The organism is Microvirga tunisiensis (assembly GCF_009296175.1).
Taxonomy (GTDB): domain Bacteria; phylum Pseudomonadota; class Alphaproteobacteria; order Rhizobiales; family Beijerinckiaceae; genus Microvirga; species Microvirga tunisiensis.
In genome coordinates, this window is record NZ_VOSK01000004.1 from 43,320 (window position 1) to 55,627 (window position 12,308).

A 12,308-nucleotide genomic window follows, 5' to 3' on the forward strand; every position below is an offset into this window, starting at 1 on the left:
CGCCGGCATGCCTATTCCTGCACCGGGCGCTCCGCCCTGCGGGATTGAATACGGATCCGACCGTGGACGACCACTTCCGTCTGTTCGGCGCCCGTACTGTCGGTTCTGGACCGGGCCATCTCCGAAGATCCGGTGAGGTCGCCCGCTTGCTCTGCGGCAACGGGGCCCTCCCAACCTTCGGAGCGCCAGACGGCCTGCTGCTCGTCGAGATCCAGCACGCCTTCCTTGTCCAGAATGCCGACGACCTCGTCGACCGCGGACGCATCGCATTTCACGATCACCACGGTGCCGCCGCGGATCACGCCCTCGGCATAGGCATGGGCATCCGTTCGCGAGACGCCCAGATCCTCCAGGAGAGGCGCGAGATTGTGCGGGGTGGTCCAAATGTCGATGTCGTCGGCCGGAATGCCGGCCTGCTTCAAGTGGCTCGCAGCGGCGGTCGCGTGCTGCTCGCTATGGAAGAGGGATGTGACGGTCTTGGTCATCGGTTCGATCCCCTGCAGGCGGCGAGCCAATGTACCACGTCGCACCCGGATCCACCACCAGCCCGCATCGGCGCTTGCGGAGCGGCGCGTGCGCGTTACATCATGGCAACGTCCGGAACTGTTATGCGTTGGATCGTCATGGCAAACCCTCTCAAGCTCGTCTCCGCTCAGCCCAAGGGCATGCCCGGCGTCGTCGCGTCGGCAGTCTATGCGGGGGGGCGGCGCGTGCTGGAGATCCCGATCGAGGAGGCCGGGGAATGGTCGCGCAAGCCCGGGCACGTGGTCTGGATCGGCCTGCACGAGCCCGGGCTCGATCTCCTGAGGAGGGTCCAGGCGGAGTTCGGCCTGCATGAGCTCGCCATCGAGGATGCCCTCAAGGCGCATCAGCGACCCAAGATCGAGCAATACGGCGATGCGCTGTTCGTCGTCGCCCGGACGGCCCAGATGGTGGAGGGGCGCATCGCCTTCGGCGAGACGCACCTGTTCGTCGGGCGCGGCTACGTGGTCTCCGTCCGCCATGGCGCCTCGACGACCTATACGCCGGTGCGGGAGCGCTGCGAGGCGGCGCCCAAGGCGCTCTCGGAGGGCGAGGACTTCATCCTCTATGCCATTCTCGACTTCATCGTCGACAACTACATGCCCGTCATCGAGACGATCCAGGAAGAGGTGGAGGAGATCGAGGACAGCATCCTGACCGCGAACCAGCCGCAGAACCAGATCGTCCGGCTCTATCAGCTGCGCCGGGATCTCCTGCGCCTGCGCAATGCCGCGGTGCCGCTGGTGGAGGTGTGCCGGCGTCTCGAACAGCCGGGGATGCCGGGAGTGGACGCCGCGATGCAGCCGCTCTTCCGCGACGTCTCCGACCACATCCGCCGGGTGCAGGAGGAGATCGAGTCGCTGCGGGAGGTGCTGGCCTTCGCGTTTGAATCGAGCCTGATGACCGGCCAGTCGCAGCAGAACGAGATCACCCGCAAGCTGGCGGCCTGGGCGGCCATCCTGGCGGTGCCCACCGCGGTGGCCGGCATCTACGGCATGAATTTCGACGTGCTGCCCGAGCTGCATTGGAAATACGGCTACCCGTTCGTGCTGACGATCATCGTGTTGACCTGTACCTGGCTGTATTGGCGTTTCCGCCGGAAGCAGTGGCTCTGAACAAGACATGGGCCTGCGGGCCCGCAGCTTGCGCTGCGAGCCGGAAGGTGATCGAGGGTGGCTGGGCAGCCCGGCTCGATGGGTATGGTGGAATGGAAGAGCCGGACGGCGCCTCGCACGCGGGACTGTTAGGCGTTTCGACTTGGACCAGCACAGGGCTGCCAAGGGCCTCCCGCCAACCGGCGTGCGCGGCCTGCTGCAGGACCGCTCCCCGCCCCACATCTGCGACGCCTCGCGAGCGCGCCCGTCGTCGGGCCGGGATGAGCACGGGTCGAGCCCAGATGATACACAGTGTCAAGAACAAAGTGAGAACATAGTCCGCAGGCCTGGCTATAATCCTCCCCGTCATCACCGGCCTTGTGCCGGTGATCCCGATCCGTAAAGCGAAGCACCTCACCGGATCGGGATGGCCGGGGCAGGCCCGGCCATGACGGCAGAGGGTGTCGCGGGCCGTGATCCCGATCGTGTCTCTCGCCCTCATCCTGAGGAGCCGCTGCAAGCGGCGTCTCGAAGGAGGGTCCGGAGAGCCCTGAACTCCTCCTTCGAGACGCAGCCTCACGGCTGCTCCTCACGATGAGGGCGACGGGTCTGAAAGCGGGATGGCCGGGGCTGATCCCGGATCGAGCCCGGGGACAGCCAGGACGGGGAAGGTGTCCTTCCCGCCAGGGCGCGCAGACCGGCAGTGCCAGAGTAAAGCCTTCCCCGCACATCCAACATTGCCCCCCGAGGCAGGCGGGTGCTATAGGCCGCGGAAGCTATTTCCAAGAGGTTAGACCATTCATGTCGGTCGATGAGAAAACGGTCCGCCGCATCGCCCATCTGGCGCGCATTGCCGTGACGGATGCGGAGGTGCCTCATCTCCAGGGCGAGCTCAACGCGATTCTCTCCTTCGTCGAGCAACTCAACGAGGTGGACGTGGAGGGCGTGGAGCCCATGACGTCCGTGACGCCGATGGTCATGAAGAAGCGCCAGGACGGCGTGACCGATGGCGGCTATCCGGAGAAGGTCGTCCAGAACGCTCCCGCCACGGAAGACAACTTTTTCCTGGTGCCGAAGGTGATCGAATAAAGGGCGGACCGTCTTTAAATTCGATCATCCCCGGGCACGCGGAGCGCGACCGGGGATCCCGTGAAGATTATGGCGCCCTTTCGACGCCGATGAAGAGATCCAGTCCCGTGACCGAACTGACCCATCTCACGATTGCCGAGGCCCGCGACGGCCTGAAGGCCAAGACCTTCTCCGCGACCGAACTCGCGCAGGCCCATCTCGCCGCCATGGAGAAGGCGAGGGCGCTCAACGCCTATGTGCTCGAGACGCCGGAAAAGGCGCTCGCCATGGCCAAGGCCTCGGACGAGAAGATCGCCAGAGGCGAGGGCGGGGCGCTCGAGGGTATTCCGCTCGGCATCAAGGACCTGTTCTGCACGGAAGGCACGGTTTCGACGGCCGGCTCCAAGATCCTCGGCAACTTCATTCCGCCTTATGAATCCACCGTCACCCGGAACCTCTGGAACGACGGCGCGGTCATGCTCGGCAAGCTCAACATGGACGAGTTCGCCATGGGCTCATCCAACGAGACCAGCGCCTTCGGGCCGGTCGTGTCGCCCTGGCGGCGCGAGGGTTCGAATGTGAGCGCGGGCGCATCCGGCGCCGTCGAGGGCACCCATCTGGTGCCCGGCGGCTCCTCGGGCGGCTCGGCCGCGGCGGTTGCCGCTCACCTGTGCCTGGGCGCCACCGCGACCGATACGGGCGGTTCGATCCGCCAGCCGGCGGCGTTCACCGGCACCGTCGGCATCAAGCCGACCTATGGACGCGTCTCCCGCTGGGGCACGGTGGCCTTCGCCTCGTCCCTGGACCAGGCTGGCCCGATCACCCGCACCGTGCGGGATTCGGCCATCATGCTGCGCTCCATGTCTGGCCCCGACGCCAAGGACACCACCTGCGTGGACCTTCCCGTGCCGGATTTCGAAGCTTCGGTTACCCGCGGCGTGAAGGGCCTCAAGATCGGCATTCCGAAGGAATATCGCGTCGACGGCATGTCGCCCGAAATCGAGCAGCTCTGGCATCAGGGCGCTGAATGGCTGCGTGCCGCCGGCGCCGAGATCGTCGAGGTGTCGCTGCCGCACACCAAATACGCGCTGCCGGCCTATTACATCGTGGCGCCGGCCGAGGCGTCCTCGAACCTGGCCCGCTATGACGGCGTGCGTTACGGCCTGCGCGAGAACGGCCGGGACATCGTCGATCTCTATGAGAAGACCCGCGCCGCCGGCTTCGGCCGCGAGGTCAAGCGCCGCATCATGATCGGTACCTACGTGCTCTCGGCCGGCTATTACGATGCCTATTACGTTCGCGCCCAGAAGCTGCGCACCCTCATCAAGCGCGACTTCGAGGAGGTTTACGCTAAAGGAGTGCATGCGATCCTCACCCCCGCGACGCCGTCAGCCGCCTTCGGCATCGGCGAGAAGGGCTCGGGCGACCCGGTCGAGATGTACCTGAACGACATCTTCACCGTGACGGTGAACATGGCCGGCCTTCCCGGCATCGCCGTTCCGGCCGGGCGGGATGCTCAAGGGTTGCCGCTCGGCCTCCAGCTCATCGGCCGCGCCTTCGACGAGGAGACGCTCTTCGCCGCCGGTCAGGTGATCGAGGATTCCGCCGGCCGCATCACGCTGCCTCAAGCTTGGTGGGCATAGACGACGTGCACCCCACCGTTCCCGTCATCCATCTCTGGGACTGGCTGCCTGCGGCCTTCGATCCGGTCCTGATCCTCATGGCGGTCTGGCTCGGCTGGAAGGCCGACCAGTTTGGAAAGGTGTTGATCATCGGCATGGCGGCGCTAGCCGTGTCGGTGCTCGTCTCCTGGGCGATCAGCAGCATGGGGCTGCCCTGGATCGCCCCCGTGCGCTCCGATGCACTCACCCTGTTCCCGGTCCGCTTCATCGCCGCGATGCTCTGGGCCAGCGGCGCCTATGCCGCCCGCCGGGTGGCGCGACGGTAAGGCAGGCCTCAGTTCGGCGCTGCGATAGTTCGATCGGCGCCGAAGCATCATGGGGCGACAATCTTCACAAGCTATGTCAGGTTCGTGCCGCTTTCCACCGCAGTGCACGGACCTTCAATCATGGCGACGCGTCCCCTCCAGCCCAACCATGCCGTCGAACTCGCACTGCTTGCGATCCTCGCGACGCTCTGGGCCTCGTCCTATACCTTCATCAAGATCGGCATCGACACGATCCCGCCTATCACCCTGATTGCCGCCCGCACGCTGATTGCGGGCGGGATTCTCGTGCTCATCATGAGGTGGCGCGGGATCCGCTTGCCGCGGGATGCCGCGAGCTGGCGGAACTTCGCAGTTCAGGCCTGCCTCAACAGCGTCATTCCGTTCACGCTGATCGCCTGGGCGGAGAAGTCCATCGATGCCGGCCTCGCCGTGATCCTGAACTCGATGACGCCGGTCTTCACCTTCCTGATCACGTGGCTATGGTCCCGTCACGAGGCGACATCGCTCCGCAAGTTCGCCGGGGTCGTCCTCGGCCTTGCCGGAACATCCATCATCGTCGGTAGCCAGGCCTTCACCCATGTCGGCCAGGAATTGACCGCGCAGCTCGCCGTCGTGCTGGCAACGATCTGTTATGCCGGAGCCGCGATTTTTGGGCGCAACTTCAAGAACCTCGATCCCATGGCTCCGGCCGCCGGATCGCTCCTGTCGGGGGCGATGATCCTGCTGCCCCTGAGCCTGATTGTGGACCGGCCATGGACCCTGGTTCCGTCAGGGGCATCGATCATGGCGCTGATCGGCCTTGCCGTGTTCTCGACCGCCATGGCCTTCGTCATCTATTTCCGCCTGATCCATACCCTCGGCTCCGTGGGCACCACGGCCCAGGCCTATCTGCGGGCACCCATCGGGATCGCCATCGGGGCCTATTTCCTGGGCGAGAGCCTCAGCAGGGCGGCGTGGATCGGGCTTCGGTTTATCCTCGCAGGCGTGGCCGCCATGACGATTCCGCAAGGCAAGCGGAAGGCGATCGTTCAAGCCGCATGAGGGCAGGGCATCAGGTCTCGGCCAGCCCGCCACCGGATCCAGCCGGACTGCCCAGCGCAGTGGCGATCTCCGCCAGAGTCGCCTTCTCGGCATCACTCACGGCCACGCCGCCGAAGCCGAGGAAACCGCCTTCCTTGCCGGCTTCCGCCGATTTCTGCGCGACGCTCCACAGCCAAGCCTTGAAGGCAGCCGCCTCGTCGGGGGCCTTGGCGTCGAGCAGGGTCGAGACGGCGTGAAGCTCTTCGATGGCCTTGCGCTTGATGTCGGCGAACTGGCTGCCCTTGAACTGCGACTGGAAGGATTCGCGGACGGCGTTCCGGGTATCCGTGTTGGCGATATCGTCCGCGACGGCCTTCACGAGGGGGTTGGCCTGCGCATCCTGCTTCGCCTCCAGAAGCGCCCAGCCGCTCGACATGGATTCCTGCAGCAGGCTCCAGAGCCCGCCCGGGTCCGCCGCGGTGATCGCCATGCTGGCGACGACCGGGCTTGCAACGAGACGAGACCATTCCTCGGGGGTGAAGCTCGATTTGCTGGCCATATGGCAATCCTCCTCATGCGTTGCCGGTCGGGCAGGTTTTATCAAGCCTAACCGTTCGCGCTTCGGCTTGGTTCCTCACGAACCGGGCGGGAGCCCACGCAAAAATGGGCCTGACCCGGAGGTCAGACCCATCGTACGCAGCGTTACGCGAGACGCGAATTTACTGCGGGTTGGCCGGAGCCGACGGGGAAGCAGGGCTCGCCGGGGCTGCGGGAGCCGACGGAGTCGTCGGGGTAGCCGGAGCGGTCGAGCCGGTGCTGGGCGACGAGCTCTGCGTCTGAGTGCCGGTGCTGCCGGTGGTGCTCGGCTCGTTGCTGCCGCCATCATAGAAGAGGAAGGCCAACAGGCCCAGCGCGACAACAAGACCGCCGATCACGTAAGCAAGAGTGTTCGAACCGCGCTTCGTGTTATCGTAGACATTGGTCTCGCGATTGTAGACATTCGGTTCGCGATCCATAGGATCCATAGCCATTTTGAAACTCCTTGACCGTTTTACCTCCCGAACAACGCTGTATGTCGGATGGGGTTTCATCCGAGCGTGGCAATTATTTTCGATATCTGTGCATAAATTGTTTCTAATCTTAACGTTGGGTTAAGCAATCTGAACGCCCGTTCATCTTGAAAAGGGTTGACCCGTTCGAGGGGCGCTCTTACTCCGGGTAGTGCATCGTGCGGAAAGGTGGACCCGGTTTTTCCGCGCACAACGATGCTCTCATTTATGGAGAAAGCATCGGATGGGTCCCAAACGTGCAACTCCACTTTTGGGTCCGATGCTTCAGCAGAGGCGAGAGATAGAGGCGCAAGGTTCATGAACGCTCCGGTCAACCCTAAGAAGCTCATCAAAGGCGCGACAGGCGATTGGGAAATCGTCGTCGGGATGGAGATCCATGCCCAGGTGACGAGCCAGGCCAAGCTGTTCTCCGGCGCCTCGACCGCCTTCGGCGGCGATCCGAACAGCCACGTTTCCCTGGTGGATGCGGCCATGCCCGGCATGCTGCCCGTGATCAACGAGGAATGCGTGCGCCAGGCCATCCGCACCGGCCTGGGTCTCAAGGCCGAGATCAACCTGCGCAGCACCTTCGACCGCAAGAACTACTTCTATCCGGATCTGCCGCAGGGCTACCAGATCAGCCAGTACAAGAGCCCCATCGTGGGCGAGGGCGAGGTGATCGTGGACGTGCCCGAGAGCGGCGAGACGATCACCGTGCGCATCGAGCGCCTGCATCTCGAGCAGGATGCCGGCAAGTCGATCCACGATCTGCACCCCACCTTGAGCTTCGTCGACCTCAACCGCTCGGGCGTGGCCCTGATGGAGATCGTGTCGAAGCCGGACCTGCGCTCGGCGGACGAGGCGCGCGCCTATGTCACCAAGCTGCGCACGATCCTGCGCTATCTCGGCACCTGCGACGGCGACATGGACAAGGGCAACCTCCGCGCCGACGTGAACGTCTCCGTGCGTCGTCCGGGCGAAGAGCTCGGCACCCGCTGCGAGATCAAGAACGTCAACTCCATCCGGTTCATCGGCCAAGCCATCGAGGTCGAGGCGCGCCGCCAGATCGCAATCCTGGAGGATGGCGGCAAGATCGACCAGGAGACCCGCCTCTACGATCCCGGCAAGGGCGAGACGCGTTCCATGCGCTCCAAGGAAGAGGCGCACGATTACCGCTACTTCCCCGATCCGGACCTGCTGCCGCTCGAATTCGACCAGGCCTATGTGGACAATCTGGCCCAGCACCTGCCGGAACTGCCGGATGAGAAGAAGGCCCGCTTCATGGCCGATTACGGCCTCTCGCCCTATGACGCGAGCGTGCTGGTGGCCGAGCGCGCCTCCGCCGACTTCTTCGAGGAGGTGGCGAAGGGCCGCGACGGCAAGGCCGCGGCGAACTGGATCATCAACGAGCTGTTCGGCCGCCTCAACAAGGAAGGCAAGGACATCACGGAATCCCCCGTGTCTGCGTCGCAGCTCGGCGCCATCATCGAGCTGATCGGCGAGAACGTGATCTCCGGCAAGATCGCCAAGGACCTGTTCGAGATCGTCTTCACCGAGGGCGGCGACCCGCGCGAGATCGTGGAAAAGCGCGGCATGAAGCAGGTGACCGACATGGGCGCGATCGAGAAGGCCGTTGACGAGATCATCGCCGCCAACCCGGACAAGGTGGAACAGGCCAAGGCGAAGCCGACGCTGCTCGGCTGGTTCGTCGGCCAGACCATGAAGGCCACGGGCGGCAAGGCCAACCCGCAGGCTCTCAACGAGATCCTGAAGCAGAAGCTCGGGATCGAGTAAGGCCATTCGGCCAACCGGCGGAACGCAAAAGCTTCCGCCGGGCCTCATGGAGGCTCAGATCCCGTGACCTCGCAGCCCAATCCCTTCGCCCCGCACTGGCTGATCCGCGACATCGTGATCAGCTCGCACAAGTCCGCAGTGGGTCCGGGCGGGCTCCTCTTCATCGGCGATTCCATCGTCGAAGGTTTCTACTGGAACCGTATCGGCGCGTTGCCTGTGCTTAATGCGGGCTATTCCGGCATCTGGACCGAGGCGCTGGAGCCGCGGGTGCCGCTTCTCCTGAATTCGGCGGAGCCCAGCATCGCCGTGCTCCTCGTCGGCACCAACGATTCCAAGAAGGATTGCACCGAGAGCGCACTCGACGGCGTCGCGGAATATTTCGACCGGATCGTCGGACATTTTGAGGAAGCGAACGTTCCGGTCGTCGTGCTGACCCCGCCGCCCATCGAGCCGGCCAAGCGCCTGACGAGCTTCTATTCTCCCGATGCCATGGCGTCCCTGAGCCGCCGCATCGTGCAGATTGCAGACGGTCGCGTGGCCGGCATCGTCGATCTGCAGAACGCCTTTGCCGACGGGAATGGCGCGGCGAGGGAAGGGATGACGACCGACGGCATCCATTTGTCGGCGCAGGCCTATCGCCTGCTGCACGACATGCTTGAAATGACAATCGCCGCAACGACGGCGCGGAGGGGCAATGACGGAACGAGCGAGAAAAGTTGAAGACCAGCCGATGATCCGGCCCGTCATCGATGCCGACGCACAGGATCTCTTCGGTCTCCTGTCGCTGTGCTACGCGGAATATCCGGGGTGCTTCGTCGATCCGCACGACGATCTGCCGGACCTGATCTCTCCCAGCACATCCTATGCCGAGACGGAGGGCGCCTTCTGGGCGGTCGGGGATGAGCGCGGACGCGTCTGCGCCTGCGTTGCCGTCGACTTTCCGGAAAGCGGAACGGCGGAACTGCACCGGCTCTATGTGCGCTCCGACCAGCGTGGACAGGGGCTCGGCTCCTTGCTCGTGCGGCAGGCCGAGAGCCATGCCCGCGTAAGGGGCGCAGAGCGCATCGTCCTCTGGTCGGACACGCGGTTCACGACCGCACACAGGCTCTACAAGCGATTGGGCTACACGCAGATCGACGGGCAGCGCCAACTCACCGATATTTCCAAATCAGCGGAATATCGGTTCGAGAAGGCACTTTGAGCTAACCGTCTGGCAAAATCGTCCAAGGTGGAGTATCCTGTTCCAGCGGCTGATCGATCGGCCGCTTTTTTCATCAACCTCAGCCGAAGGAGGCGTCACATGGTTTTGCTCTTTGTTCCATGCCCCCACGCCGCAATCCTTCCATTCAACGACGCTGCAGGTTTCGATGAAGCAGATTACACTTTCCCTCGTCTGGCTGACCATTCGCATTGATCTGATTCCGACCGTGCGCGAGCGCGGCCAGGCATCCGCAAAAACTCTCCCTCCCTCCGAGCTGCAGGCTTCCCTTCGCGCAAGGCTCAGTCCGCATTTGCTCAAGGACATCGGCGAGGACGTGAGTGGGCGCGACTGACGATCAGAACTCGACGTCATCACCGGCCCTGTGCCGGTGATCCCGATTACGGAAAGCACAGCGCTTTTCGGATCGGGATGGCCGGGACTGATCCCCGGATCAAAAGTCCGGGGACGGCCATGACGGGGATGAGACCCATACATTCCTGACTCAGCAAATGATGAGTCCAGCCGGTCATGGGATCTCGTAGACCAGGAACTCGTCGTTGATCCCGCGAAGCGATGTCTTCTGCAGGGTCGGCTGCAGACCCTGGCGGGCGATGACGTGCGAGACCTCCGGATTCTCGACAACGTTGTCCGTCGCGAAGATCGAGCGCGAGACCGCAAGCCCCTGGACGCGAGAGGCGATGTTCACCGTCTGGCCGAAATAATCCTGCCGGTCGTTCAGCGTCACGGCGAGGCACGGCCCTTCGTGAATGCCGATCTTGAGCAACAGGTCTTCCTGGCCGCGTTGCTCGTTGAGGCTGTGCATCGCGTCGCGCATCCGCAGCGCCGCAGAAATCGCGTGATCCGGTGTCGGGAACGTCGCCATCACGGCATCGCCGATGGTCTTGACGACGGCTCCGGTCTCGGCCGCGACGATCTCGTGGAGAACGCGGAAATGCTCGCGCACGAGATCGTAGGCCACGAGATCGCCGACGCGTTCGTAGAGTTCCGTCGAGCCTTTCAGGTCCGTGAACAGAAAGGTCAGGCTGGTGATCTTCAGGCGCTGATCGATGTCGAGCGTGTCGGTGCGGTAGAGATCGCGAAAAGTCTGGTTCGTGAGCAGGCGCTTTGCCGTGAGGAAAAGACGTCGCCGCTTCAGCATGTCGTGCAGTTCGTTGCCGGCCACCCAAACGGAGGGCAGGACGCGCCGGTTGGTGCGGTTCTCGAGCGAAATCCGCAACGGGCCCGGCTGCATGACGAGGGTATCGTTCTGCGGATGGCTCTCGTTGAGAACGAGCGAGACGCTCTGACGCTCGCGCGTGGGCTCACCCTTCACGTCGATGAATTGAGCCGCATGCGTGACCGGCTCGATAACGATCACGAATTCCGCCGGGAGCTGCAACGACAGGATCGCTCTCTCACCGGGCGGGAGTTCCACCGCATCGAGCACGATCTCCTCGAGGAGGCGTTCGAAATCGTCAGGGAGATCGATGCCCGAGCTCCAGAAGATCTGGCGCATGTATTCATGCATGGGAAGGGTGTCGGGATCGTGGGCCGCGATCTTGCGCACCCGCGGGCTTACCGTGAACGTGACCTCGACCATCTCGTCGAGGGTCGGCTCATATCCGGCGGCACAGAGGGCGCAGCTGTATTCGCTCTGATTGATCGATTTGAGGCTCATACCAGACTCGAGCACGCCGCCGCATCCGGGGCAGAGCACGTTCCACGACATCTCGAACAACCCGAGTCGGGCAGCATGAAGGAAGGCGCCGATGACGCGTTCCTCATCGAGCTTGTTCCTGGCCGCAAAGGCGAGAACGTTGATGTGGTTCAGGTCGTGATCCGTTGCCTCGCGGATCAGGCGCTCGATGGCATCGACGACATCGGTATCGACATCGGCGGATTGCCGGAGAATCGCGACGAATTTTTCATCTTCGCTCATGATGGGGCCTTTTGCGGGATGCGGCCTGGGCCATCGACGATCCCGAGCATCCGTGTCGCGGACGCTCGCTCGTCCATCTGGGCTTCCAGACGGCACATGGCATGATGGTACGCTTTGACTACAAATCCTTATTCGACAAGATGATAGGCCCTTATTCCGGCAATGTGAGGGCAGCCGGGACCATGGCTGGACAATCCTGCGACAGGCTGATCTCACACCTCCGCGACCCCATATTCCTGCGCATAGAGATTGGCGATCCGGGTCTGCCACAGGCACAGCACCGGCGCGACGACGAGCTCGACGATCAGGCCGCCGATCATGAAGAGCGAGGGCAGCCCGGTCAGCCCCAAGCCGATGAGACGACCTACACCTCCGATGACGACGAGCAGGGTCAGCAGTCGAAAGCGGCCGGTTCTGATCTCGATGGAGGGCAGGGTGCTCCAGAAGCAGAGGCCGATGCCGAGGAGCAGACCGGACAGGAACCGGAAATGGCTTTCCGCCGAGATGCTCACCGCGTCGCCCGTGAGCGCCTGCCCGAACAGGACGCCGTAAAGGCCCGCAGCAACCGGAATGGTGGCCACAATCGCCACGCTCTGCTGCAACAGTTTCCGCTCGCGTTCCATGTTGGCCATGACATCCCCCGTTGCATGGGATTCTGCTCCTTCCCGAGCGA

General features: G+C 63.8%; 14 protein-coding genes. 9 read left to right on the plus strand and 5 right to left on the minus strand.

All coding sequences use genetic code 11. The features are described from left to right. Nucleotides 1–11: 11 nt before the first annotated feature. Nucleotides 12–485, minus strand: coding sequence for a hypothetical protein (locus tag FS320_RS02830; protein ID WP_152709093.1), 474 nt, complete (start codon nucleotides 483–485; stop codon nucleotides 12–14). Nucleotides 486–623: 138 nt separating this feature from the next. On the opposite strand from FS320_RS02830, the gene corA reads away from it, so the two are divergent. From corA to FS320_RS02855, 5 genes are all read left to right on the plus strand, one after another. After that, a complete protein-coding gene (corA, locus tag FS320_RS02835) occupies nucleotides 624–1,637 on the plus strand; it encodes a magnesium/cobalt transporter CorA (protein WP_152709094.1) in 1,014 nt (337 codons plus the stop codon). A gap of 780 nt (nucleotides 1,638–2,417) precedes the next feature. Beyond that, nucleotides 2,418–2,705, plus strand: a complete 288-nt coding sequence (gene gatC, locus FS320_RS02840) for an Asp-tRNA(Asn)/Glu-tRNA(Gln) amidotransferase subunit GatC (RefSeq protein WP_152709095.1) — start codon at nucleotides 2,418–2,420, stop codon at nucleotides 2,703–2,705. An 89-nt stretch (nucleotides 2,706–2,794) separates the two neighbouring features. Next, the gene (gene gatA / locus FS320_RS02845) at nucleotides 2,795–4,327 is read left to right on the plus strand and encodes an Asp-tRNA(Asn)/Glu-tRNA(Gln) amidotransferase subunit GatA (protein ID WP_152709096.1); all 1,533 of its coding nucleotides are present in this window, start codon (nucleotides 2,795–2,797) and stop codon (nucleotides 4,325–4,327) included. Between the two features lie 5 nt (nucleotides 4,328–4,332). Continuing rightward, the gene (locus tag FS320_RS02850) at nucleotides 4,333–4,632 is read left to right on the plus strand and encodes a hypothetical protein (protein ID WP_420846691.1); all 300 of its coding nucleotides are present in this window, start codon (nucleotides 4,333–4,335) and stop codon (nucleotides 4,630–4,632) included. Nucleotides 4,633–4,752: 120 nt separating this feature from the next. Beyond that, nucleotides 4,753–5,673: a DMT family transporter gene (locus FS320_RS02855; RefSeq protein WP_152709098.1), complete on the plus strand. Its 921-nt coding sequence runs from the start codon at nucleotides 4,753–4,755 to the stop codon at nucleotides 5,671–5,673. 10 nt (nucleotides 5,674–5,683) lie between these two features. Here FS320_RS02855 and FS320_RS02860 read toward each other — a convergent pair whose 3' ends face one another. Both FS320_RS02860 and FS320_RS45050 read right to left on the minus strand, forming a co-directional pair. Continuing rightward, nucleotides 5,684–6,211 carry a hypothetical protein gene (locus FS320_RS02860; protein ID WP_152709099.1) on the minus strand — a complete coding sequence of 176 codons (528 nt, stop codon included), beginning with the start codon at nucleotides 6,209–6,211 and terminating at the stop codon, nucleotides 5,684–5,686. Nucleotides 6,212–6,371: 160 nt separating this feature from the next. Next, nucleotides 6,372–6,683 carry a hypothetical protein gene (locus tag FS320_RS45050; protein ID WP_153885283.1) on the minus strand — a complete coding sequence of 104 codons (312 nt, stop codon included), beginning with the start codon at nucleotides 6,681–6,683 and terminating at the stop codon, nucleotides 6,372–6,374. 336 nt (nucleotides 6,684–7,019) lie between these two features. Here FS320_RS45050 and gatB point away from each other — a divergent pair, with 336 nt between their 5' ends. From gatB to FS320_RS02885, 4 genes are all read left to right on the plus strand, one after another. Then, nucleotides 7,020–8,495, plus strand: coding sequence for an Asp-tRNA(Asn)/Glu-tRNA(Gln) amidotransferase subunit GatB (gatB, locus tag FS320_RS02870; protein WP_152709101.1), 1,476 nt, complete (start codon nucleotides 7,020–7,022; stop codon nucleotides 8,493–8,495). A gap of 63 nt (nucleotides 8,496–8,558) precedes the next feature. Next, on the plus strand, nucleotides 8,559–9,215 hold the full coding sequence (locus FS320_RS02875; protein ID WP_152709102.1) for a GDSL-type esterase/lipase family protein: 657 nt from the start codon (nucleotides 8,559–8,561) through the stop codon (nucleotides 9,213–9,215). A 10-nt stretch (nucleotides 9,216–9,225) separates the two neighbouring features. Further along, nucleotides 9,226–9,696 carry a GNAT family N-acetyltransferase gene (locus FS320_RS02880; RefSeq protein WP_162002770.1) on the plus strand — a complete coding sequence of 157 codons (471 nt, stop codon included), beginning with the start codon at nucleotides 9,226–9,228 and terminating at the stop codon, nucleotides 9,694–9,696. A gap of 166 nt (nucleotides 9,697–9,862) precedes the next feature. After that, complete coding sequence (locus FS320_RS02885) at nucleotides 9,863–10,048, plus strand: hypothetical protein (RefSeq protein ID WP_152709104.1); 186 nt, start codon at nucleotides 9,863–9,865, stop codon at nucleotides 10,046–10,048. Between the two features lie 174 nt (nucleotides 10,049–10,222). On the opposite strand, the gene FS320_RS02890 is transcribed toward FS320_RS02885, so the two are convergent. Beyond that, nucleotides 10,223–11,635: an adenylate/guanylate cyclase domain-containing protein gene (locus FS320_RS02890; protein WP_152709105.1), complete on the minus strand. Its 1,413-nt coding sequence runs from the start codon at nucleotides 11,633–11,635 to the stop codon at nucleotides 10,223–10,225. 212 nt (nucleotides 11,636–11,847) lie between these two features. Next, nucleotides 11,848–12,258 carry a DUF4345 domain-containing protein gene (locus tag FS320_RS02895; RefSeq protein WP_152709166.1) on the minus strand — a complete coding sequence of 137 codons (411 nt, stop codon included), beginning with the start codon at nucleotides 12,256–12,258 and terminating at the stop codon, nucleotides 11,848–11,850. Nucleotides 12,259–12,308: the final 50 nt, after the last annotated feature.

What these genes read in the sequence shown, in the direction of transcription:
- gatC (WP_152709095.1), top strand. Translation starts at nt 2,418, where the DNA reads ATGTCGGTCGATGAGAAAACGGTCCGCCGCATCGCCCATCTGGCGCGC.
- FS320_RS02855 (WP_152709098.1), top strand. Translation starts at nt 4,753, where the DNA reads ATGGCGACGCGTCCCCTCCAGCCCAACCATGCCGTCGAACTCGCACTG.
- FS320_RS02860 (WP_152709099.1), bottom strand. Translation starts at nt 6,211, where the DNA reads ATGGCCAGCAAATCGAGCTTCACCCCCGAGGAATGGTCTCGTCTCGTT.
- FS320_RS02895 (WP_152709166.1), bottom strand. Translation starts at nt 12,258, where the DNA reads ATGGAACGCGAGCGGAAACTGTTGCAGCAGAGCGTGGCGATTGTGGCC.
- FS320_RS02885 (WP_152709104.1), top strand. Translation starts at nt 9,863, where the DNA reads ATGAAGCAGATTACACTTTCCCTCGTCTGGCTGACCATTCGCATTGAT.
- corA (WP_152709094.1), top strand. Translation starts at nt 624, where the DNA reads ATGGCAAACCCTCTCAAGCTCGTCTCCGCTCAGCCCAAGGGCATGCCC.
- FS320_RS45050 (WP_153885283.1), bottom strand. Translation starts at nt 6,683, where the DNA reads ATGGCTATGGATCCTATGGATCGCGAACCGAATGTCTACAATCGCGAG.
- FS320_RS02880 (WP_162002770.1), top strand. Translation starts at nt 9,226, where the DNA reads ATGATCCGGCCCGTCATCGATGCCGACGCACAGGATCTCTTCGGTCTC.
- FS320_RS02830 (WP_152709093.1), bottom strand. Translation starts at nt 485, where the DNA reads ATGACCAAGACCGTCACATCCCTCTTCCATAGCGAGCAGCACGCGACC.
- FS320_RS02890 (WP_152709105.1), bottom strand. Translation starts at nt 11,635, where the DNA reads ATGAGCGAAGATGAAAAATTCGTCGCGATTCTCCGGCAATCCGCCGAT.
- gatA (WP_152709096.1), top strand. Translation starts at nt 2,795, where the DNA reads ATGAAGAGATCCAGTCCCGTGACCGAACTGACCCATCTCACGATTGCC.
- gatB (WP_152709101.1), top strand. Translation starts at nt 7,020, where the DNA reads ATGAACGCTCCGGTCAACCCTAAGAAGCTCATCAAAGGCGCGACAGGC.